At 45.7% G+C, this 21,138-nt stretch carries 20 protein-coding genes and 1 riboswitch; of the genes, 10 read left to right on the forward strand and 10 right to left on the reverse strand.

What is annotated here, in order from left to right; all coding sequences use genetic code 11:
- Positions 1-18 precede the first annotated feature (18 nt).
- Positions 19-1,257, reverse strand: coding sequence for a saccharopine dehydrogenase family protein (locus FXV75_RS05270; RefSeq protein WP_148831510.1), 1,239 nt, complete (start codon positions 1,255-1,257; stop codon positions 19-21).
- A gap of 50 nt (positions 1,258-1,307) precedes the next feature.
- Positions 1,308-2,405, reverse strand: coding sequence for a carboxynorspermidine decarboxylase (gene nspC, locus FXV75_RS05275; protein WP_148831511.1), 1,098 nt, complete (start codon positions 2,403-2,405; stop codon positions 1,308-1,310).
- Positions 2,406-2,584: 179 nt separating this feature from the next.
- On the opposite strand from nspC, the gene FXV75_RS05280 reads away from it, so the two are divergent.
- The 3 genes from FXV75_RS05280 (at position 2,585) to FXV75_RS05290 (ending at position 5,792) form a co-directional block, all read left to right on the forward strand.
- On the forward strand, positions 2,585-3,172 hold the full coding sequence (locus FXV75_RS05280) for an NnrU family protein (RefSeq protein WP_148831512.1): 588 nt from the start codon (positions 2,585-2,587) through the stop codon (positions 3,170-3,172).
- 89 nt (positions 3,173-3,261) lie between these two features.
- Positions 3,262-4,626: a molecular chaperone gene (gene yegD / locus FXV75_RS05285; protein WP_148831513.1), complete on the forward strand. Its 1,365-nt coding sequence runs from the start codon at positions 3,262-3,264 to the stop codon at positions 4,624-4,626.
- Positions 4,627-4,829: 203 nt separating this feature from the next.
- Positions 4,830-5,041: riboswitch (cobalamin riboswitch) on the forward strand.
- 79 nt (positions 5,042-5,120) lie between these two features.
- The gene (locus tag FXV75_RS05290; RefSeq protein WP_148831514.1) at positions 5,121-5,792 is read left to right on the forward strand and encodes an energy-coupling factor ABC transporter permease; all 672 of its coding nucleotides are present in this window, start codon (positions 5,121-5,123) and stop codon (positions 5,790-5,792) included.
- A gap of 72 nt (positions 5,793-5,864) precedes the next feature.
- Here the strand turns inward: FXV75_RS05290 and FXV75_RS05295 are convergent, their stop codons facing one another.
- Complete coding sequence (locus tag FXV75_RS05295) at positions 5,865-6,755, reverse strand: LysR family transcriptional regulator (protein ID WP_148831515.1); 891 nt, start codon at positions 6,753-6,755, stop codon at positions 5,865-5,867.
- A gap of 115 nt (positions 6,756-6,870) precedes the next feature.
- Here FXV75_RS05295 and FXV75_RS05300 point away from each other — a divergent pair, with 115 nt between their 5' ends.
- Both FXV75_RS05300 and FXV75_RS05305 read left to right on the forward strand, forming a co-directional pair.
- Positions 6,871-8,067 carry an MFS transporter gene (locus FXV75_RS05300; protein ID WP_148831516.1) on the forward strand — a complete coding sequence of 399 codons (1,197 nt, stop codon included), beginning with the start codon at positions 6,871-6,873 and terminating at the stop codon, positions 8,065-8,067.
- A gap of 72 nt (positions 8,068-8,139) precedes the next feature.
- Entirely contained in the window at positions 8,140-8,559 is a 420-nt protein-coding gene (locus tag FXV75_RS05305) for a tetratricopeptide repeat protein (RefSeq protein ID WP_187424850.1), read from the forward strand.
- A 145-nt stretch (positions 8,560-8,704) separates the two neighbouring features.
- Here the strand turns inward: FXV75_RS05305 and FXV75_RS05310 are convergent, their stop codons facing one another.
- The 4 genes from FXV75_RS05310 to rnt form a co-directional block, all read right to left on the reverse strand.
- A complete protein-coding gene (locus FXV75_RS05310; protein ID WP_148831518.1) occupies positions 8,705-8,965 on the reverse strand; it encodes a YdcH family protein in 261 nt (86 codons plus the stop codon).
- 151 nt (positions 8,966-9,116) lie between these two features.
- Positions 9,117-12,509 carry a DUF748 domain-containing protein gene (locus tag FXV75_RS05315; protein WP_148831519.1) on the reverse strand — a complete coding sequence of 1,131 codons (3,393 nt, stop codon included), beginning with the start codon at positions 12,507-12,509 and terminating at the stop codon, positions 9,117-9,119.
- Positions 12,510-12,547: 38 nt separating this feature from the next.
- Entirely contained in the window at positions 12,548-12,958 is a 411-nt protein-coding gene (locus FXV75_RS05320) for a YbaN family protein (protein WP_148831520.1), read from the reverse strand.
- A 68-nt stretch (positions 12,959-13,026) separates the two neighbouring features.
- On the reverse strand, positions 13,027-13,698 hold the full coding sequence (gene rnt, locus FXV75_RS05325) for a ribonuclease T (RefSeq protein WP_148831521.1): 672 nt from the start codon (positions 13,696-13,698) through the stop codon (positions 13,027-13,029).
- A gap of 95 nt (positions 13,699-13,793) precedes the next feature.
- Between rnt and FXV75_RS05330 the strand changes: the two genes are divergently transcribed.
- The 5 genes from FXV75_RS05330 to FXV75_RS05350 all read left to right on the forward strand — a co-directional run bounded on the left by FXV75_RS05330 (position 13,794) and on the right by FXV75_RS05350 (position 18,468).
- The gene (locus tag FXV75_RS05330) at positions 13,794-14,681 is read left to right on the forward strand and encodes a flagellar protein MotY (RefSeq protein ID WP_148831522.1); all 888 of its coding nucleotides are present in this window, start codon (positions 13,794-13,796) and stop codon (positions 14,679-14,681) included.
- 201 nt (positions 14,682-14,882) lie between these two features.
- Entirely contained in the window at positions 14,883-16,115 is a 1,233-nt protein-coding gene (locus tag FXV75_RS05335; RefSeq protein WP_148831523.1) for an argininosuccinate synthase, read from the forward strand.
- 134 nt (positions 16,116-16,249) lie between these two features.
- Positions 16,250-17,143 (forward strand): ribokinase, encoded by an 894-nt coding sequence (locus tag FXV75_RS05340; RefSeq protein ID WP_148831524.1) that lies wholly within the window; start codon positions 16,250-16,252, stop codon positions 17,141-17,143.
- A 44-nt stretch (positions 17,144-17,187) separates the two neighbouring features.
- Positions 17,188-18,129 (forward strand): nucleoside hydrolase, encoded by a 942-nt coding sequence (locus tag FXV75_RS05345; protein ID WP_148831525.1) that lies wholly within the window; start codon positions 17,188-17,190, stop codon positions 18,127-18,129.
- Positions 18,130-18,138: 9 nt separating this feature from the next.
- Complete coding sequence (locus tag FXV75_RS05350; RefSeq protein ID WP_410428243.1) at positions 18,139-18,468, forward strand: RNA recognition motif domain-containing protein; 330 nt, start codon at positions 18,139-18,141, stop codon at positions 18,466-18,468.
- A gap of 37 nt (positions 18,469-18,505) precedes the next feature.
- Here FXV75_RS05350 and FXV75_RS05355 read toward each other — a convergent pair whose 3' ends face one another.
- From FXV75_RS05355 to nth, 3 genes are all read right to left on the reverse strand, one after another.
- Positions 18,506-18,832 (reverse strand): hypothetical protein, encoded by a 327-nt coding sequence (locus FXV75_RS05355; protein ID WP_148831526.1) that lies wholly within the window; start codon positions 18,830-18,832, stop codon positions 18,506-18,508.
- Positions 18,833-19,003: 171 nt separating this feature from the next.
- A complete protein-coding gene (locus tag FXV75_RS05360) occupies positions 19,004-20,341 on the reverse strand; it encodes an aspartate aminotransferase family protein (RefSeq protein ID WP_148831527.1) in 1,338 nt (445 codons plus the stop codon).
- 125 nt (positions 20,342-20,466) lie between these two features.
- Complete coding sequence (gene nth, locus FXV75_RS05365) at positions 20,467-21,102, reverse strand: endonuclease III (RefSeq protein ID WP_148831528.1); 636 nt, start codon at positions 21,100-21,102, stop codon at positions 20,467-20,469.
- Positions 21,103-21,138: the final 36 nt, after the last annotated feature.

Consider the following 21,138-nt stretch of genomic DNA (forward strand, 5'->3'; position numbering starts at 1 on the left):
TTTTAACTTGAGTGGGTTTTAAAGTGTGAACGGACGGTCGCCGTTTTCGTCTTTAATGCGCGTCGGTAAGCCCATGTCGTTTAGTAACGCTAAGAAGGGTTTAGGGTCGAGTTGCTCTACGTTGCGCATTTCTTGGGCATCCCAAGTGCCATTAGCAACAAGGATAGCGGCGGCGACCGGTGGCACGCCCGCGGTGTAAGAAATACCTTGGCTACCCACTTCATTGAACGCGTCTTTATGATCGGCTACGTTGTAGATAAAGACTTCTTTTTCTTTGCCATCTTTTAAGCCTTTCACTACATCACCGATGCAGGTTTTGCCTGTGTAATCAGGGGCAAGAGAAGAAGGGTCAGGCAGTACCGCTTTTACCACTTTTAATGGAATGACTTCTAGGCCTTCCGCGGTTTTAACGGGTTGTTCAGACAAAAGCCCTAGGCTTTTTAATACGGTAAATACATTGATGTAGTGCTCGCCAAATCCCATCCAGAAGCGCACGTTTGGTACGTTTAGGTTTTGCGAAATAGAGTGCACTTCATCATGCCCTGTCATGTAAGCGGTTTGTTTACCGACAACAGGTAAGTCGTCTGTTCGGCTGACTTCGAACATCTTGTTTTCTTGCCATGCACTGTCTTGCCAAGAGTAAACACGACCGGTAAATTCACGGAAGTTGATCTCTGGGTCAAAGTTTGTAGCGAAATATTTGCCATGGCTACCGGCATTAATATCAATAATATCGATGTCGCTGACGCTATCGAAATAGTCATTGTAAGCCAATGCGGCATAAGCATTGACCACACCCGGATCAAAACCTACGCCAAGAATAGCGGTCACGCCTTTGTCTTTACATAATTCGCGGCGTTTCCATTCGTAGTTTGCATACCAAGGGGGTGTTTCACAGATTTTTGCTGGGTCTTCATGTATTGCGGTGTCTAAGTACGCCACGCCTGTTTCAATGCACGCTTCGAGAACCGACATGTTAATAAACGCAGAGCCAACATTGATGACCATTTGTGACTCTGTGTCTTGAATCAGTTTAACCGTTGCGGAAACATCAAGGGCGTCAAGAGCGAATGCTTGAATGCGGCCCTCTACCTTCATGCTGCCTTTGTCGAGGACACTGGCTACAATATCGTCGCATTTCGTAACGCTGCGCGAAGCAATTGCGATATTGCCCAGTGTGTCATTGTGTTGGGCGCATTTGTGGGCTACAACTCGAGCCACGCCTCCGCCACCGATGATGAGGACATTTTTTTTCATAATAACGCTATCTCCAAAATAAAAAAGTGTTGAACGGTCTTAACTTATGATCAAGACAAGTTCTGTTCGAAATCGTGGTAACCGAATTCCCTAACGAGTTCGATGCGGCCATCCAATTGGCGAATGGCAATCGACGGCATTTTGACGCCGTTGAACCAGTTCTTTTTCACCATGGTGTAACCGGCTGCGTCTTGAAACGACAAGCGATCACCCACCTTTAGTGTCTTATCAAATTTGAATTCGCCAAAAATATCGCCCGCTAGGCAAGATTTTCCACAAATCATGTAGTCATGTTCACCTTCACAGGGCGCCATTTTCGCATTTTCTCGATAAATTAATAAGTCCAACATGTGGGCTTCAATTGAACTATCGACCACGGCCAGATTTTTGCCATTGAATAAGGTGTCTAATACCGTGACTTCAAGGGTCGTACTTTTCGTGATGCTGGCTTCACCAGGTTCTAAAAATACCTGAATATCGTATTTTTCAGCGAAGGCTTTTAGGCGCTGGCAAAATTGATCGATAGGGTAATCGTCACCGGTAAAGTGAATCCCACCACCGAGGCTGACCCATTTTACTTGCTCAATGAGGTGACCAAAGTTTTCCTCAATGAGGGTTAACATGTCATCAAAGCGGTCAAAGTCGTCGTTTTCACAATTGTTATGAAACATGAAGCCTGAAATGTCGTCGATTACCGTGGCGATTTTTTTAGGATCCCATTCACCAAGGCGGCTAAAAGGACGCGCTGGATCAGCAATCAAAAACTCCGAGGTGCTGACTTGAGGGTTGACGCGTAGGCCGCGGGTTTTGTCTTGGCTGATGTTTTTGAAGCGGTTAAGCTGGCCAATCGAATTAAAAATGACTTTATCCGAGTGGGCAAGTACTTCAGCGATTTCATCGTCTGCGAAGGCGACGCTGTAGGCGTGAGTTTCACCTTGAAATTTGGTCTTACCCAATTTGACTTCGTATAAAGACGAGGACGTTGTACCGTCCATATACTCTTGCATTAAATCGAACACAGACCAAGTTGCAAAGCACTTAAGTGCCAGCAAAGACTTGGCGCCAGATTGCTGACGCACATAGGCTATCTTTTCTAAATTCTTTAGCAGCGCGGCTTTATCGATGAGGTAATAAGGTGTCTTAATCATGTCGACCTGTCTGGGTATAAAAACGGACTATTTTAGAGCAAAGAAGGGGGCGTTTTCTAGCTAAAAATCGCCATTTACCTTTATAATCGCAGCCAATAATGAGAAATAGGGCGTGTTAACACCTTGGCGTTTAGCCGCCAATAAATGATTTTTTAAATAACAATAAGGGATACCTTGGCATGTTGGTTTTAGTGATAGGTTTGGTGATTTTTTTTGGTGTGCATTCTATCGGTATGTTTGCACCAAAGTGGCGTGAAAGAGCCATGGCACGTGAAGGTTCCCTGCGTTGGAAATTACGCTTTGGTATGATAACCCTGATTGCGACGGGCTTTATTATAATGGGTTATATGCAAATGCGTGTGGAACCCGTGTGGTTGTGGTTTCCGCCGCTGTGGACGCGCCACGCGTCGGCATTGATGATGCTGGTAGCGTTGTTTTTCGTCGGTTCTGCTTTTATACCCAACAGTACGATGAAAAACAAAATGGGCTATCCATTGTGGATCGCAGTGAAAATTTGGGCGCTTGCACATTTGCTTAGTAATGGCACTTTGGCGGATGTCATGGTGTTTGGTGGCTTTTTGGTATGGGCGATTGTGGGCTTTGCTGTGTATCGCCGTCGAGACCGCAAAGCGGGTGTGGTGTACAAAACGTCCGATAAATCGAGTCTTCGACCTAATATTGTCTCGTTGGTGTTCGCGATGGTGTCTTGGATCATGATTGCCTTTCATTTGCACCTTGCTCTTATTGGCGTAGCGCCATTTGTATAACGCTATGTATGTGATATTCAAAGTGATAATGCCCGCGTTTTCTGCTATCTTGCGCGGCCATTTTATTGGTAATTTTAGGTAAGACATAGATGATTTGTGGATTTGATTACGGCACATCGAACTGCGCCCTGGGTATTGTGCAAGACTCAGCGGTGCGTTTGGTGGCATTGGAAGGCAATCATTCTTTTTTACCCTCTACGCTTTATGCGTTAGACCGAGACCTAATTACAGAAGCGGTCGGGCGTGGCATGCAAGGGATGACTGCGCGCCATGACTTTGCTCAGTTACGACAAAACGCGCTGACTAGAGCGAAGCGTGCACGTTATGAAGAAGACATCGCCGACGACGATCAAACGGTGTTTTTTGGTCGTGCGGCGTTTGAAGAATATTTCCAATGGCCGGAAGAAGGCTACTTTGTGAAATCCCCCAAGTCGTTCTTGGGTGGCACCGGCCTGCGTGCGGAGCACATCTATTTTTTCGAAGATATCGTGACCTTGATGATGCAAAACATCAAACAACGTGCGGAAAAAAGCCTAGGCGCTGAGATCACCCACACTGTGATCGGTCGTCCGGTGAACTTTCAAGGCTTAGACGCCGAAGCGAGTAATCGACAGGCCTTAGAAATACTCACCACCGCGGGCAAACGGGCGGGATTCAAAGAAATCGAATTTCTGTATGAGCCGATCGCGGCGGGGTTGGATTTTGAGGTCAAAATGACCGACAACAAAACCGTGTTAGTGGTCGACATCGGTGGCGGCACCACCGACTGCGCCATGGTACGAATGGGGCCAGATTACGTCAAAAAAGACGATCGCCGCGGTGACTTTTTGGCTCATACCGGTGAGCGTGTCGGCGGGAACGATTTAGACATACAAATTGCCGGTAAACATCTCATGCCGTTGTTTGGTATGGATTCTTTGTTAAAAACCGGTTTGCCCATGCCAACGCAGATGTATTGGAACGCGATCACGACCAATGATGTGTCGGCGATTGCGACGTTTAACAGTATGGAAACAAAGCATCAGATTACTCAGATGCGTCAAGACGCGGCGCAACCCAAGCTGATCGAACGCTTTATGCGTATGCGTGAAGAAAAGCACAATTACCACATTGTGCGAAGTGCAGAGGAAGCCAAAATCGCCTTGTCTGACACCCACGAGCATAACGTCTTGTTAAATTACATTGAAGCGGGACTGAGTGCGGACATCACTCGTGACAGATTAGCGGCTTCTATTGCGTCGCCGCTGGAAAAAATGTTGAGCTTGATGTCGGCTGCGATAGAGCAAGCTGGTGAAAAGCCGGATGTGATATACATGACCGGTGGTTCAGCAAAATCGCCTGTTATTCGTGCGGCGATTCAGCAGCGAATTGGCGATATCCCCGTACTAGACGGGGACCACTTTGGTAGCGTTGCCGCGGGCTTAACTGTCTGGTCTGAACGTCTTTTTAAGTAATATGCTTGGTTGTTTAGAATGTTTTTGTGTGTTTTTTTAGATTATAGTCAGAAAATACCATGCATTAAGTGGGCTGTGGATGAGTCGCGTTCTGATGAGCATGAAAAGTATTCTTGCTGGCATGACTATTTGCTCTTGATTGGTTGCTTAACCTCTCATAAAACTTTAGGCTTCCAGCCTGCGATAGCACGCTATTTAGTGTGCTTATCGATTCTTGTAAAGGTGCTCAAATACGAGTGAAACGGGAAACAGGTGCGAGTTTGAACAAAGCCTGTGCTGCCCCCGCAACGGTAGATCAGCGATGTGTTTTTTCTTATTGCCACTGTTTGATTATGGGAAGGAATGAGAATCGCAAAAACACAGTATTCCCCTACGCTGATGAGTCCGGAGACCGGCCTTTATTGTTGGGCTTTTTATGAGCAACGTGTGTTGTATTAAAAGTCGTTGAATTTGAATCATACGGGTGTGTATGACATTTATTTTGGAGGCACATTGTGCATATTGAACCAGGCGTTGTAGACGGCGCTAAAATTGTTTTAAGTTACGCTACGGCGTTAGCGGCGTTTGGCTTTTCTGCGAAAGCGTCCATCGACATGATCAAAAAAGACGGATTTATGTCCTTGGTGGGGCGCAGTGTATTCACGACGCTGCTTGTGTTTGCTTTTTTTGAAATATTGCCCCATCAAACGGTGGGTGTCTCCGAAGTGCATCTTATTTTGGGTTCAACTTTGTTTCTGATCTTTGGTCCAGCGGCGGCGTCCATTGGGCTTATTTTGGGATTACTCACTCAAGGCGTTCTGTTGGCGCAGTTTGACCTGCCTCAATACGGTATGAATGTGACCACATTGTTGTTGCCATTGTTTGCTATGTCTGTGGTTGCGCGTCGCACGATTGCGGCCAATACTGCTTACGTGGATATTAGCTACCAACAAGCATTCAAATTGTCTTTGACTTACCAAGGCGGCATCGTAGCTTGGGTAGCGTTTTGGGCATTTTATGGACAAGGTTTTGGTGCTGAGAATCTAGCGTCAGTGGCGACCTTTGGTATGGCGTACCTGAGCGTGGTTTTGCTTGAGCCCTTGTTAGACCTTGCGGTACTAGCGAGTGCAAAAAACCTCCAACGTTTCAAAAAATCTACATTGATTGAAGCGCGCTTGTTTCACTGATCAACGGGTTTTAGCATTCCAAACGGTAAGATACCCAAGCAGTCGCTGCGCTACTTGGGTATTTTTTGTTTTCTAAACACGCTGACGTTCGCTTTGACTGTGTTCAATCACAAAATCGAGAAAAGCGCGGTTGGCTTTAGATAGGTAACTATTTTTACGCCAAGCGATGTTGAGATCGAGCCAAATGGGCGGGTCAAACGAGCGAGTGATCAGTTGGTCGTCGTCTTCAATGACCATGGCCAGCAAAGTAGACACGCCAAAGCCTTGTTGAGTAATGGACTTAATCAGCGGAATCAAATTGGTTTCGAAGCCAATTTTAGGCGTTCGTTGACACGCTTTTGCCAATTTATCGACGATGCGCCGATGAAAGAATCCTTCTTTAAACATCACTAATTCTTCGTCAAAAAACGCTTCTGGCGAGATCTTGTCCAGTTGGCTAAAAGGGTGGTCTGTTGCAATGGTGACCAGCATTTCTTCCCTGAGTAGCGCTCGAGTGTCTAAGCTGTCTGGCAATGTTTCGGCCACGATCACGCTCAAATCCAGCTCGCCTTTTTCGAGCATTTGCTGAAGCTGCCAAGTGCCACCTTCAATGACTTTTAAAGTGAGTGTTGGGTGTCGATGTCGAAACGCCATTAAAATGGGGGGGAAATAATACGATCCCAGCATGCTGGGAATCCCTACGCGAACTTCCCCTTGGCTAAGGCCTTTGAGTTCACTCATTTCAAGCAGGGCTTCGTCGGTCGCCTGAATGATTTTTTCTGCATGCAGTAAGAGCTTCTTACCTTCATCGGTTAGGCCGATATTGCGATCGGCACGATGAATCAGGGTCAAGCCCAGATCTTGTTCGAGTTTTTTAATCGCCATACTGACGGCAGGTTGTGCCACCTTTAGCTGCTGAGCGGCCTGGGTGAAGCTGGCCGTGTTGGCAATGGCAATAAAATAGCGCAAGGGTTTAATGTCCATCAACAAACCTTATGAATTGAATAAATTACATATATTTTATTGATAAATGACGCCAGCGTATAGTGGCCCCCTTGTTTCATTTTACGTGGGGGTTGTTACCCCAGTGGAGTCTCGTGTGATCGAAGTAGGCAGTGCGGTGTTTTGGCGAGGGACTTTGGCCTTGGTTATTGGGTCTTTTATGATTTTTTCGAATGTGTACGTAACGCAGCCTCTGTTGCCCATGATCGCCAATGAATTTGACATTACGCCCTTGCAAGCCAGTGCGAGCTTTACGATTACCACATTGACTTTGGGTATTTCTTTGTTGTTCTACGGGCCGATTTCCGACGCATTAGGCCGTAAAGGCATCATGGTGATGACCATGGTCGGCATTACGTTAACCACGTTTTGTTTATCGTTGGTAAAGAGTTATGACATGTTGTTGGCGTTGCGTGGTTTACAGGGATTTTTTCTTGCGGGGTTACCGGCTATCGCGGTGGCGTATCTGGGCGACGAATACACCCCAGAAGCGTTGTTGGTGGCCGTGGGCTTGTACATCAGTGGCAACACCTTGGGTGGCATTGGTGGACGTTTGATTGGGGGCTTTGTGGGGGAATGGCTGGGGTACTCCGCCGCGTTCAGCGTGATGAGTGTGATCAGCCTATTGTGCTTGTTGGCGTTTTTTATTTTATTGCCGACCTCACGGCACTTTGAACCCAAGCCGCTTCGCGTTGGTCATATTGTGTCGAACATGAAAAGCCACTTACAGAACCGTCGTTTGTTAACCTGTTATTTGATTGGTGGCTTTAGCTTTTTTATTTTTATCAATCAGTACAGTTATGTGACGTTCGTATTGGAAGCTGAGCCATATGGCTTGTCAGCGAAATACGTTGGTTTATTGTTTTTGACCTATTTGTCGGGCACCTTGGGTTCGGCTATTTCGGGTAAGCTTGCTAAGCGTTGGAGTCAGCCAAACATCATGGTGCTGGGCACGGGTATTTTTATGATGGGGTCGTTGGTGACGCTTGGTGATTCCTTGTTGGCGATTATCCTTGGTTTGCTGATCAACAGTTTTGGTTTTTTCTTGTGTCATTCGACGACCAGTGGGTTTGTTAGTCGTAACGCCAAACACGCCAAAGCCAGCGCGTCGTCTTTGTATTTGGTGTTCTATTATTTGGGTGCGAGTTTGGGGGGGTTCTACCTTGATCCTTTTTGGCAGGCGAAGGGTTGGACAGGAGTCATTATGGGCTCTTGGATCGTGCTAGGTTTGGTTTTGTTAGCGGGTCTTAGTTTGATTCGTCGACACAACAAAGCGCTGCAGATGGCACAATAAACTGTCATAACAGCGGATTTATAATTACCATATGATCGATTGAATCATTAAGTGCCTAATGCTGAGTAAATTATGAACACCAAAGTCTATAAAGAAGTACTGTACCTTGCTAAAGAATTAATGAGCTGCGCCCATAAAAAAGACCAAGCGGGTTTTGATGCTTTTTATGCCGAATTGCAGCAATTGTGTGATGAAAACGACGGCACAGATAAAGATCATCCGGTGCAGTGGGAAACATTAGGGGATTTTACCGATGATTTGGAAGAGGCGATTAAAATCTACGATAAAGCACTGGTGAAAGCCTTAGCGATTAATTCGAAAGATTATTTATCCTCGTTAGGCTTTGCGGCAGCGACGTTAAAAATTGAGCTAGGAGATACGGTTGGTGCGATAGCGTATTTAGAGCAGGCTAAAATACACAGCAATAAAATCATCGATAAAGAGCTCAAAGCGGAAATCCATGACGTACTAAAAGCCTTACAAGACGTTTAAAAAGTCGTTTTAAGCAGGGAGTGTTTAGGTGCGATGACCCCAAGTAATTTAACAATTTTTTTAAATTAGATCGCTGAAGCAAAAAATATAAAAGTGGATCAATTGATCCACTTTTTATGGTACTGACCACACATACAGTGTTATTTTACGCTTTTATTGACGCGAGTTTGGAGGCTTTAATATAACCTTGAATCGTATCTTTTAACTGCAAACGTTGCTTCTTCAATTTCTCTTCTTCTAGCGTTGTTGATGGAATAATCTCTTGTTCCATTTTCGCCACCTCTTTCGTTAGGTGATGGTATTCGTCGTATAGCTTTTTAAAATGTGCATCGTCCATTTTTAACTGGTGTATATCGTCTTTAAATTCTGGAAATTCGTTCACTAAGCTATGATTTTCAATCGGCATACTGGCCTCCTTGGTTATTATCTTTATACCTAGAATAGCTTAGTTAATGCTGTTGTAACTTGATGCGTGTCAAGTTTTACACTTTCTGTTCGCTCTGGTTATCGTGTCCTTTCTATGGCTATTTATTATATCTGGCACATTAGATCTGACGTTAGAAATTCAGCTCGATACGCGGTGGGCTGTTTTTACCTAAATCTACTTCTGGCGAGCACACAAACACTCTTGAAGAAGGGATGCCTTCTTTTACCAAGTAGTCTTTTAAGTGATTAGCTCGCGCTTGTGCCAGCGCTTTAGCGGTCTCTTGCTGGGTGTTATTCAGTGTTGCCGGCGGATTTTCTAGGGCAAGGTCAAGGTAGCTGGCTACTCCGCAGGCTTTTAATTGGCTGTCTTCTTTGTCTTTCATCAGAGCAGCAAGCTGAGATAAAAACGGGGTTTGGCGTTCGTTGAGGTTTTCATCGCCAACGTCAAATAGCAGCGGTTCAACACGGATTTTGAGCAACTGATCCCCAGCGAATTGCGCAATACTGATGACGTTCGCATACGGTATGAAGGTCTGCATCAAATAGCTGCTAGAGGCGGTGTAAAGTGCTTTTTTAACCGGCAAAAACAGAAAGTCTCGCCAGCCAAACTCTGGGTTATCAATGTCGCCTGAAAAGGGGATATCCAGTTCAATGGTGTTGTTGCTGTCTTTTAAAATCCCCACAGCAATGTTCAGCGGTACAGCGCCTGCTTTTATTACCGAGCTGCTGTCTTGGCGCCCTCCAAGATCAAATTCCCGCAACACAATGTGAGAGCTGCCATCGAGCACACCCTCGTTGGCGTGCAATGTGAGGTCTAAATCCAATTGCCCCGAATCGATCTGATAGCCTAAAACACTGGCAATATAGGAGGAAAAAGGCGGTAATTCTGCTTCTCGAACCCTAAATTGACTGTTCAATGTGAGTCGGTCGGCGAGAGGCTGAATCGTCACGTCGCCCTCTAAAATGGCGTACTTATCGTTGCGTGCTTTAAGAGTGACCAGCGTTTGTTGGTCTTTTTTCTGAGTATTGAGATGTCTCAAAGACAAGATTTCAATGTCGACTGAGCGCTGAAGAGCCGGCGAAATGCGGTTGTCTTGAACATAAAAAGTAGATTTTCCGGTGGTATCGTAGCGGTCTATTATTAGGTAATAGGGGACTTTAAAGGCGTTTTGTTGTTCGACATCGACATCGATATCTACATTGGCTTTGGGCAGAGTATCTTGTGATTTTGGTGTCGACGCCGCCTGTTGTTCAGCGTCAATGAAAACAAGGTTTTCAAGGCGTTTTTGTGCATCCAAAATAACGTTGACGTTAAAGGTATCAGCGGTGATTCGATGTATTTCAGCACCTTCCTGGTTCGCTTTTAACTGTTCAATGTTAAGGGCGCCAATATGGCTTAAAGCGGGCAATGGGGTTTGATTGTTATCGTCTGCAATTTGCTGCGACAGCACTAAATCCTGTAGTGAAAGTTGTGCGAGCGACACGTCGTAGTGTTTACCTTGTTGGCGGAACGATACGCCACTTAGCTCGACTTCTTCCCAAGACGCTAAACGCTTATTATGATTCAGAATACTGTCTAAAGATTCGCTCGACAGATTGAGATTTGCGGCTTCAATGCTGGGTTCCTGTTCCCCCTCCAACTGGACGGTTAACAGATCTGCGTTTAAATTGGCGGCTGTCAACGAGATTTGTGTTCCATCTGCTTGTTCGGCGCTTAAACCTTGGATGTCGAGAGTGAGTTGACGATTCTCAGCGGTCAGTGTGTTGCCCTTTTTTTGCAATAATAGGGTGTTGCTAAAGCTTAATGCATCGTAATGAGCCTGATTGCCAGCTTGTTGTATGGATAGGTCTTGGCTGTTGATGGCTGCGGTGACAACGGCGGTGAGGGCTGACGGTGTTGTATCGAGCGTATCGAGATCTTGCGGCGTATGCAATGTGGCGTCTACATCGCTGAGTGTTAGGGCTAGGTGCTCATTGTGTAGAGCAAGATCGTCTAGTGCAACGGACAGTCCATGAACGTCTAACTGTGTTGAGAGGGTTTTAGCCGATAAGTCAGTCGGATCACGTGAGACTTTGAAGGGTGACCACAACGACAACGCATCAAATTGCATGGTCTGGTTTCCCTGATTTAGTAATGCGTTGCTAGACGTTGCTTTTAACTCTCCTGAGATCGACAGGTTGGCATTATTTTGTTTTATATCAAAAGGCGTCACCAGTGTGACGGTATCAAACTGGGCTTTTTGCTCATCTTGGGCAAACTGTGGTTTGAGCATGCTGACATTAAGACGACCATTGGCTGCAATGTCATTCTCGTTTTGCAACACATCAAATGGTAACGTCAATGCCAGTTCATCGTACTCTACGGTTTGTTCCGCTTGGCGAAAATGCAGCTGCTCAGACACGATATTAAGCATACCAGAGGCCGTTAATTTTTCGCCATTTTGTTCGATATGTAAAGGCGAGCCTAGGGTGAGAAGAGCAAACTTCAGAGTCTGATTTTTTTGAGTGAAAGACGCATGGCTAGCCTGTAAATCAAAGGCGCCTTTGACTGAAAATTGAGTTGGAGAAGCAAAGGTAAGTTCTGAATCCTGAACATGAAAAGACGTCGACTGTGTGCTGGCCTGGCTTTGCTGATCTGTGAATAGGGTTAGGTCCTCGCCTTGAACTTGAAGGTTAAGCTTTTTAACGTTTAGAGACGTCGCGCCATTCATGCTGGTTTGCAAGACTTGAAGGTTAGATGTCAGGTCCACTTGCCCTTTGCTTTGGTTAAATGGTGCGGGGATGAAGTGGCGAAAATCTTCTAACCACAAACGGGTATTGTCAATATTAACGCTCGCCTGAGCCTGCTCGGGCGAGTAATCAAATTGGCTTCTTATCGACACTTTAGTGCTGTTTATCAAGGCCGACAGCGAAAGGTCGCCTTGCCAGGTTAAGGCTTGCCCAAACAAATCATTTACCGTTAGTTCGGCTACGCGAAGCGTGTCTTGCATGGCAGGTAAGGTTAAGTCAGGTTGCTGAGAGACATTGACCTGGCTATTGGTGAAAGTAAATACCGGCAAGGAGATGGTCCAAGCACTTTCTAGAGGCACTTTTAGTTCTACTTCCTTTGAATCAGCGTCTGGCTTGTCTGTCGATGTGTCTGTGAGGTACTGAGTTGTATTGACGCCGGCAATGATCCAATCATTTTCTTGTTGGGTTACTTGCAGGGTCAAACCGTCTATTTTTGCGTCCGAGATAGACAGTTTTTTTGTGAACAGCGGCCACAGTTCAACTTCAAACAGCGCGCGTTTGAGTGTCAGGGTGTCTTGTTTTTCGTTGTTAATGGTGAGGTTTTTAAGGTCGATTCGCGGAGGAAAAAAGTCGACAGACAGGGTGCCAATAGAAAGGCGCTGCCCTTGTTCACTCATATATCTGCTTAAGTAATGTTCCGCTACAAATGGCGTTGCTAACCAGATGAGCGTGATTAAACCGATTAATGCCGCAAAAGGGTAAAATACAAATTGACGAAAGTAATGGCGTGTCATTATGAAAATGCCTTTTAAAGGATGTTCTTGAATGGAGGCTAGTGGTCTTTGTCTTGCTGTGTGGTCACGTCAGCCGGGTCTTGTTCTGTACGTAATGGCATGCGCAGCAAATACGTGCTCACGCACATGCCGATAGCAATGAGTCCAATGGTGGCCCAAAAACGTGATACAACCCATATTGAAATTCCCATGCCAAGCCACATAAACACAATCGCGCGGTTTCTGGCTTGGCGAGGAATGCCATCTGAAGATTGCCAATCTTTCACAATAGGGCCCAAAAATTTGTGCTCAAGCAGCCAAGTGTGAAAGCGTTTAGACGACTTAGAAAAACACCATGCCGCCAGTAAAACCAGGGGGGTTGTCGGCAGCAAGGGCAAGAAAATACCAATAATACCGGTGAAAAGGGAGAGCCACCCGAGCAATAAATATAAGATTCGCTTACCTTGCATCGTGAACCTCGTCCTGGGGGTAAAGAGTAACGCACTGGATAAAGCCCGAATGCGTTTTCAAAAAAGCTTTATTTTCCAGAATGAAAAATAGCCGCCATACTGTCTTCTTCCACTTCGTTTTGAACCAAGGGCCAACCGCCAAGGCGTTTCAGTCGGTTTACCATTTCACAAAACAATTCAGCGGTTTTCTCGGTATCGTATTTGGCCGAATGCGCTTCTGAACTATTAAACGGAATGGCCGCGGCTTCGCAAGCTTTTGCCAGCACTGTTTGTCCATACACCAGGCCGCCTAGACTCGCTGTGTCGAAGCTTGAAAAAGGATGGAATGGGTTGCGCTTAATGTCGGTGCGCGCAATCAGGGCATTTAAAAAGCCATGGTCGAATGCCGCATTGTGTCCCACTAAAACCGCCCGTTTGCACCCCACGGATTTCAGTTCCTTTCTTACTTTAGTGAACAGCTGAGTCAGTGCGTCGCTTTCATCTATGTCTTCCCTGCCTGGGGCGAAAGGGTCGATGCCGGTGAAGTCTAACGCGGACTTTTCAAGATTGGCGCCTTCAAAAGGTTTAATTAAAAACGCCAATGTTTCATGAATGTACAGGTCACCATTTTCATCCATTCTGAGAATGCTGGCGGCCATTTCTAATAAAGCGTCCGTTTTTTGATTAAAGCCTGCGGTTTCTACGTCGATAACTACCGGTAGGAAGCCGCGGAATCGGTCTTTGATTTCATGGTTTGACAAAAGAGGGTCCTTAATTCTACCGTCTTATCAACAGTGACGGTGTACAATAGAGTCGGATCATAACACAATTGATAATGCTTGAACGAGATGTCTAAATGGGAATTACCCAACAACTGCTAATTCGTACTACATTTTTTTTGGCCACGTGCTGGCCCTTTGTTCAGGTGAACGCCATTACCCATTATCAGTCTGGCATTTCTGATTCTGAATGGCTGCTTTCTGGCGATATTTTTTCATGCAGTTTGACGCATCCTGTTCCGCATTATGGTGAGGGCCACTTTATCAAGGAAGCGGGTGAGCCGATGAAATTTATTTTACAGCCGCAAAATGAGAAGCTGGGCCCAGGTCAGGTGTACATTATTTCTCAAGCCCCTAATTGGTCACCTGGCGTGAAACCTGAGACATTAGATATTTTACCCTACCCAGGTTATGGCTTAACCGTAGAAGTGGGCGGCAAGGTCGCAGAACGTATGCTTACAAGCTTGGATCGTGGCCGTCATCCTGTGGTGGCGGGCACCGCTTGGGAAAACAATCGTGAAACTGTTGAAGTGGGCTTATCGAACATTAACTTTGCGCCCGCATACAATGAATTCAGACGTTGTCTTTCGGGTTTATTGCCCGTTAATTATGACCAAATAGCCAGAACCGCCGCCTTGTTTACGACTAATGGTGTTAATCTTACAGACAGGATAAGGGCGCGGTTGGACTTGGTCGCCTTGTACGTTTCCTCTGATCCTAGCGTGGGGTATATCTACATCGACGGTCACACCGATATTATTGGCTCGCGCCGCGATAACCGCGAGTTATCTAAAGTTCGTGCCGAAAAAGTCACCGCGTACTTATTAGAAAAAGGCGTACCCGCTGAGAAAATCATCTCTCGCTACCATGGTGAGCGGTACCCTTCGACCACTAATAATACGGCCCAAGGTCGAGAGCGTAACCGCCGTGTGACGATTCGTTTAGAGAAGTCTGACGCGAATTAATCGGTGTTTCTACCGGCTTACTGTCGAATGGCTTTTAAAGGCTCTTTTTGTTCAATTGTCGACGCAAAAAAGGCTTTTTACTTGCTAAGCAAGAATCGAGATCTTACACTTGCGTTCCCATTTTTTAATTATTTGCGCCGCCATGTACTGGTTTAAAGGCATTGGTGTGGGAGCGCTAGCTCGTTGAGGAGAACAGAAAAAATGTCTGACGTGAAGAAGGTAGTGCTTGCCTATTCTGGCGGCCTTGACACTTCGGTAATCGCGAAGTGGCTTCAAGAAGAGTATAACTGTGAAGTGGTTACCTTTACCGCTGATTTGGGTCAGGGTGAAGAGGTTGAACCAGCTCGCGCTAAAGCTCAAGCGTTGGGTATTAAGGAAATCTACATTGAAGATTTGCGTGAAGAGTTTGTCCGCGACTTCGTTTTCCCTATGTTTCGTGCCAACACCATCTATGAAGGTGAGTACTTGTTAGGTACGTCTATCGCACGTCCTTTGATCGCAAAACGCTTGATCGAAATCGCTAACGAAACAGGCGCTGATGCCATTTCTCACGGCGCGACAGGTAAAGGTAATGACCAAGTACGTTTTGAGCTGGGCGCTTACGCGTTGAAACCTGGCGTTAAAGTCATTGCCCCATGGCGTGAATGGGACCTTACTTCTCGTGAAACGCTCATGGCATACTGCGAAGAGCATAAAATTCCAGTAGATTTCTCTACCAAAAAGAAAAAATCTCCTTATTCCATGGATGCCAATTTGCTGCACATTTCCTTTGAAGGCGATCAGCTAGAAGATCCTTGGACAGAGCCAGAAGACGACATGTGGCGTTGGTCTGTGTCTCCTGAAGAGGCACCAAACGAAGCAACTTACCTAGAAATCGGTTACGAAAAAGGTGACCCTGTTTCTATTAATGGCGAAGCCATGTCGCCAGCGACCATTTTGGAAACGTTGAACAAGGTCGGTGGCGCAAATGGCATTGGTCGCGTAGACATCGTCGAAAACCGTTTCGTTGGGATGAAAGCGCGTGGTTGTTACGAAACCCCTGGCGGCACCATCATGATGAAAGCGCATCGCGCGATTGAGTCCATTACACTTGACCGTGAAGCGGCGCATTTAAAAGACGAAATGATGCCTCGCTACGCTAAGTTAATTTACAACGGCTTTTGGTGGTCTGAAGAACGTCGTATGATGCAAGCGATGATCGACACCTCGCAGAAATACGTCAGCGGTACCGTGCGTCTTAAATTGTACAAAGGCAACGTGAGCGTTGTAGGTCGTCAGTCTGAAAACAGCCTATTCGATAGCTCTATTGCCACTTTTGAAGACGATGCAGGCGCTTACGATCAAAAAGACGCAGCGGGCTTTATTAAGCTTAATGCGCTTCGTATGCGCATCGCAGCTCAAAAAGGCCGTGGCTTTTTAGATAACGACAAGTAATTCGTTTATCTAAGAGAAAATAAACTTCCCAAAAACGCCTCATTCTTGCAGAATTGAGGCGTTTTTTTATTTTTGTACAATTGGTCAGTATTGGAAGTGCTAACAATACTGACTCCGACGCTGAAGGAAAAAGCATGACAATATACAATGTGGGTTCGATTAACCTTGATCATCTATATCAATTGGATCATTTTGTTCGTCCAGGCGAGACGATGGCGTCTAATAGCTATCAGTGTTTGCTAGGCGGTAAAGGAGCAAATCAATCTGTTGCCCTTGCTAAAGCGGGTGCTGATGTAAAACATGTAGGCGCAATTCATCGCAGTGATCAAGGGGTTATTGAGCAGTTAGAATCCCTTGGTGTGGATACTGGACTGATAAATCGAATCGATGTGCCAACGGGTCATGCGATTATCCAGCTAACCAAAGAGGCGGAAAACTCGATTATTTTGTATCAAGGCGCCAACCATGCATTGACCCATGATCAAATCGATCAAGTTCTGTCGCAAGCAAATGCTGGTGATTGGGTGTTGCTACAAAATGAAACGAACCTTATCGAATACACAATGCGCAAAGCGCAAGAAAACAAAGTTAAGGTCGCGTTTAATCCAGCTCCTATGGACGCTGAACTCACCAAGAAAGTGCTTGGTTTTGTTGATCTATTAATTGTTAACGAAGTGGAAGCCATGGATTTGATTGGCACGGTGGATATAGACAGCACCATTGAAGCATTTCCAAAAATTTACCCTGAGCTGGCCGTATTGATGACGCTTGGCAAAGCGGGTGTTTGTTACTTTAACGGTAATGAGAAGTTATCGGTCAAAGCGTTTGCTGTGGAAGCGGTAGATACGACTGCGGCTGGCGATACTTTTATTGGTTTTTGTTTATCTTCTTTAATGAATGGGGAGAACATGACGAACGCCATTACTCGTGCGTGTGCCGCGTCGGCTATCTGCGTGACTCGTTTGGGGGCGGCATCGGCGATTCCTACTCAACAAGAAGTGACCGATTTTCTGGTGAAAAATACCTAATCTAAGACTAAGCCAAACACACAGAATTAAAAAAGGACGACATTATGGCTCGTAAAATTATTATTGATACGGATCCAGGCATCGATGATGCAATGGCAATTTTCTTTGCTTTTCAAGCGCCGCAGTTAGAAGTATTAGGCTTAACAACAACCTTTGGTAACGTGTCAGTAGACTTGGCGACCCAAAATGCCATCACTCTGACTGAAATTGCAAAAGTGACCGTACCTGTCGCGAAAGGGGTGTCGGTTCCTTTTGTTATTGCACCGCGTCCACACCCAGACTTTGTTCATGGTAAAGATGGTTTTGGCAATATTGATCTGCCTGCTCCTCAAGGCAAAGCGATTGATAAAAGTGCGGCGCAATTTATGGTTGATACGGTACGGGAATTTCCTGGGGAAGTGACCATTATTGCACTGGGCCCACTAGGGAACTTGGCTTCGGCGCTGATTTTAGATCCAGGCATTGCCAACCTCGTTGACGAAGTGGTTTTGATGGGCGGCACGGCTCTTGAATATGGCAATGTTTCACCGGTTGCTGAAGCCAATATTATGAATGATCCACACGCTGCGGACGCTGTTTTTACCGCCCCTTGGCAAGTGACCATGATAGGTTTAGACGTGACACACCAGGTGTTACTTGATAATTCGATTTTAGAACGTATCAAAGCCGCTAACCCAGTGCAGGGTGGTTTTTTATACGATTGTGCGCAGTATTATATTAATTTCTACAGTAGCCGTTTTGATATGAATGGGTGCTATTTTCATGACGCATCCACCATTGCCTATGTGATGGATCCGAGTATTTTTAGCGTGGAATTAGGGGCGGTGCGTGTTGCGTGTGAAGGCATTGGTATTGGCCAGACCATTTTTGCGCCACAAGGCATGAGTTTTCCAGAACCACATTGGAACGATATGCCAATGACACAGGTGTGTATGGAAGTAGACAGTCAAAAATTGTTAACACTGTTTGAGACAACGTTGTCGTAAGCCGTTAGAATGGCGACAACACACCAAGGCATGGAAAACGCCATGCCTTTTATTTATCAAGAGAAGAATATGAAATTATTAGTCAGAAATTTAGCGCGTAATACCACGGAAGACGAGTTAAAAAACTTGTTCTCTGTTCATGGTACTTTGCAATCTTGCAACCTAGTCATAGACAAAGAAACAGGTGAGTCAAAAGGCTTTGCATTTATTGAAATGCCAAAAGTGGGTGAGGCGAAGGTGGCCATCAAAACGTTAAATGGTATGGACGTTGACGGTTCAAAAATTCGTGTCAAAAAAGCCGAAGAAACGGTCAAAAAAGAAGAGGCAGACACAGAGTAACAACGTTCGTTTAAACGCTTTTCGCTATTGGCTTGTGCTATTTGTGAGACTCAGTAAAGGCTTGTATAAACGCTACATCTTTCTTTGAGATCGTGTGGTAGCTCATTTTTATGTAGTGTTTGTTGTGCTCGTTAAACACATCTAAAATAGGATCACATAGGGCCACAATCGTAGTGGTGTTGCCTTCATGAATCGCCTTTAACTCTAGTTTGAGCAATTTGGATCCTTGCAAACCACCGTCTGCTTCCACTTCAACCATCTCAGTCGATATGTGTGTACAATGAACCGACATGACGACACCATTGGTTAAAAACAGCGAGCCTTTCCAGAAACAGCGAACATAATGAGGATCAGTAATAGGCACCGATTTTATCCTTTAACAAAAGAGGATTCAAAGACGTAACTAAGACTAACAGAATACTCATTTCAATGTGACTGTGTCAAATAAGGATGTGTGAAAAAACACGATGAATCAAGATGTTATATAAGCACATAACATCTTGATTCATCGGAGCAGAATACGAGGGGCACTTTCTCAGTTTTGCTGCTTAATGGTTTCGCCTAGGGCGTTTATTAGGCTGTCAATCTCAGATTGCTCGGTAGTGAAAGGTGGGGCTAATTGAATGGTGTCGGCGCCATATCGTACATAGTAGCCTTTTTCCCACATAGCCATGGCTATTTGGAATGGGCGTTTCGCTGGCTCGCCATCGATTGGTGCGATGGTAATGCCCGCAGAAAAACCAAAGTTGCGAATGTCCGTCACAATGTCACTGGCAACTCTAAGCTGGTGCACACTGTTTTCCCACGTGCTGCTCATACCGTTAACCCGTTCGATTACCCCTTGTTTTTTGATTTCACCTAGGGACGCTAAACCAGCAGCACAGGCGATAGGGTGCGCTGAATAGGTATAGCCATGCGGAATTTCTAGCATGTAATCTTTGCCACCATGCTCCATAAACGTATCGTAAATTTCTTGTTTAAAAGCGACGGCACCCATTGGAATAACGCCATTGGTCACTTGTTTTGCTAGCGTGATAATATCGGGCGTCGCGCCAAACGCTTCAGCGCCGGTTTTCGTGCCCATGCGGCCAAACGCCGTGATCACTTCATCAAAAATCAGCAAGATATTATGTTGATCACATATCTCACGTAAACGTTTTAAATAGCCAATGGGGGGGACGATGACGCCCGCTGATCCAGACATGGGCTCCACAATAACTGCAGCAATGTTAGACGCATCGTGCATCATAATTAAATTAAGAAGATCATCGGCGCGTTCTGCGCCTTTTTCGGCCATGCCTTTGGTAAATTCAGTACCGGGTACTTGTGTATGAGGCAGGTGGTAAGACTCTAGGCCTTGGCCGTAAAGAGCGCGGTTGGCCGGAATGCCGCCCACACTGAATCCCGAAATCCCGGCGCCATGATAGCCCTTGGCACGACCGATAAACTTGGTCTTCGTACCCATGCCTTTTTTACGCCAATACGCGCGCGCGACTTTCAATGCGGTATCAACCGACTCAGACCCAGAGCCTGTAAAGAAAATTCGATTCAAACCCTCAGGCATGAATTCGGTGATTTGCTCGGCCAACAAAAAAGACTTTTCATGACCAAATTGGAAGGCAGGCGAGTAATCCAGAGTTTTGACTTGTTCAGCTACCGCCTCATTAATAGCGGGCACGCTATGGCCCAATCCGCACGTCCATAAACCAGACAAGCCATCAAAGATTTTGCGTCCCTCGATGTCCGTATAATAATGCCCCGCTGCGGCCGTTAGAATGCGCGGATCTTGCTTGAATTGGCGATTGCCTGTGTAGGCCATCCAATGCGCGTCAAGTTGGGCTTGGGTTAAACGGGACTTAGCAATATGGCTCATGGCATCCTCTTTAAAAGATAAAGTGATAAATTAGGTGATGTATTAAATTCAAGAGAGACAGAATGCCGAGATGGAAAGGTTTAATAAATTCGATGTTATTTAATTTTAGATTAGTAAATAGTTAACTAATTAGACGCCTTATTGCTGTACTCACATAAGTCTTCAATAATACAAGCATCGCATTTGGGTTTGCGTGCCACGCAGATGTAGCGCCCATGCAATATCATCCAATGGTGAGCGTCTAAGAGAAATTCTTTTGGAACGAATTTAAGCAATTTCATTTCCACTTCTAAGACATTTTTGCCGGGGGCAACCTTAGTGCGATTACCAAAGCGGAAGATGTGTGTGTCTACCGCCATGGCGACTTGGCGAAAGGCTGTATTCAGCACCACGTTGGCGGTTTTTCGACCGACGCCGGGGAGTGCTTCGAGTGCTTCACGAGTGTCTGGTACGACGCTGTTATGTTGTTCGACTAAAATCTGGCAGGTTTTGATGGCGTTTTCAGCTTTGGCATTAAACAAACCGATGGTTTTTATGTAGGTTTTTAAACCATCAACGCCCAAAGCCAGCATGCTTTCCGGCGTATTGGCGACTGGGAAGAGTTTCCGAGTCGCTTTGTTGACACTAACGTCGGTGGCTTGGGCAGAAAACAACACAGCAATCAACAATTCAAAAGGCGAGCTGTATTCCAGTTCGGTAACGGGGTTGGGGTTTTCGGCTCTAAGGCGAGAAAAAATCTCGTGGCGTTTTTGCTTGTTCACACTCTTAGCCTTATTAGGTTGCAGTTGAGGATGTCA

This window comes from Marinomonas sp. IMCC 4694, from assembly GCF_008122525.1.
In the GTDB taxonomy this organism is placed as follows: domain Bacteria; phylum Pseudomonadota; class Gammaproteobacteria; order Pseudomonadales; family Marinomonadaceae; genus Marinomonas.

Bases quoted from the DNA above. Each gene is read 5' to 3' on its own strand.
- FXV75_RS05270 (WP_148831510.1), bottom strand. From the start codon at position 1,257: ATGAAAAAAAATGTCCTCATCATCGGTGGCGGAGGCGTGGCTCGAGTT.
- FXV75_RS05315 (WP_148831519.1), bottom strand. From the start codon at position 12,509: ATGACACGCCATTACTTTCGTCAATTTGTATTTTACCCTTTTGCGGCA.
- FXV75_RS05305 (WP_187424850.1), top strand. From the start codon at position 8,140: ATGAACACCAAAGTCTATAAAGAAGTACTGTACCTTGCTAAAGAATTA.
- FXV75_RS05280 (WP_148831512.1), top strand. From the start codon at position 2,585: ATGTTGGTTTTAGTGATAGGTTTGGTGATTTTTTTTGGTGTGCATTCT.
- nspC (WP_148831511.1), bottom strand. From the start codon at position 2,405: ATGATTAAGACACCTTATTACCTCATCGATAAAGCCGCGCTGCTAAAG.
- FXV75_RS05330 (WP_148831522.1), top strand. From the start codon at position 13,794: ATGGGAATTACCCAACAACTGCTAATTCGTACTACATTTTTTTTGGCC.
- yegD (WP_148831513.1), top strand. From the start codon at position 3,262: ATGATTTGTGGATTTGATTACGGCACATCGAACTGCGCCCTGGGTATT.
- FXV75_RS05335 (WP_148831523.1), top strand. From the start codon at position 14,883: ATGTCTGACGTGAAGAAGGTAGTGCTTGCCTATTCTGGCGGCCTTGAC.
- FXV75_RS05310 (WP_148831518.1), bottom strand. From the start codon at position 8,965: ATGCCGATTGAAAATCATAGCTTAGTGAACGAATTTCCAGAATTTAAA.
- FXV75_RS05340 (WP_148831524.1), top strand. From the start codon at position 16,250: ATGACAATATACAATGTGGGTTCGATTAACCTTGATCATCTATATCAA.
- FXV75_RS05320 (WP_148831520.1), bottom strand. From the start codon at position 12,958: ATGCAAGGTAAGCGAATCTTATATTTATTGCTCGGGTGGCTCTCCCTT.
- FXV75_RS05360 (WP_148831527.1), bottom strand. From the start codon at position 20,341: ATGAGCCATATTGCTAAGTCCCGTTTAACCCAAGCCCAACTTGACGCG.
- FXV75_RS05295 (WP_148831515.1), bottom strand. From the start codon at position 6,755: ATGGACATTAAACCCTTGCGCTATTTTATTGCCATTGCCAACACGGCC.
- FXV75_RS05350 (WP_410428243.1), top strand. From the start codon at position 18,139: ATGGCGACAACACACCAAGGCATGGAAAACGCCATGCCTTTTATTTAT.
- FXV75_RS05345 (WP_148831525.1), top strand. From the start codon at position 17,188: ATGGCTCGTAAAATTATTATTGATACGGATCCAGGCATCGATGATGCA.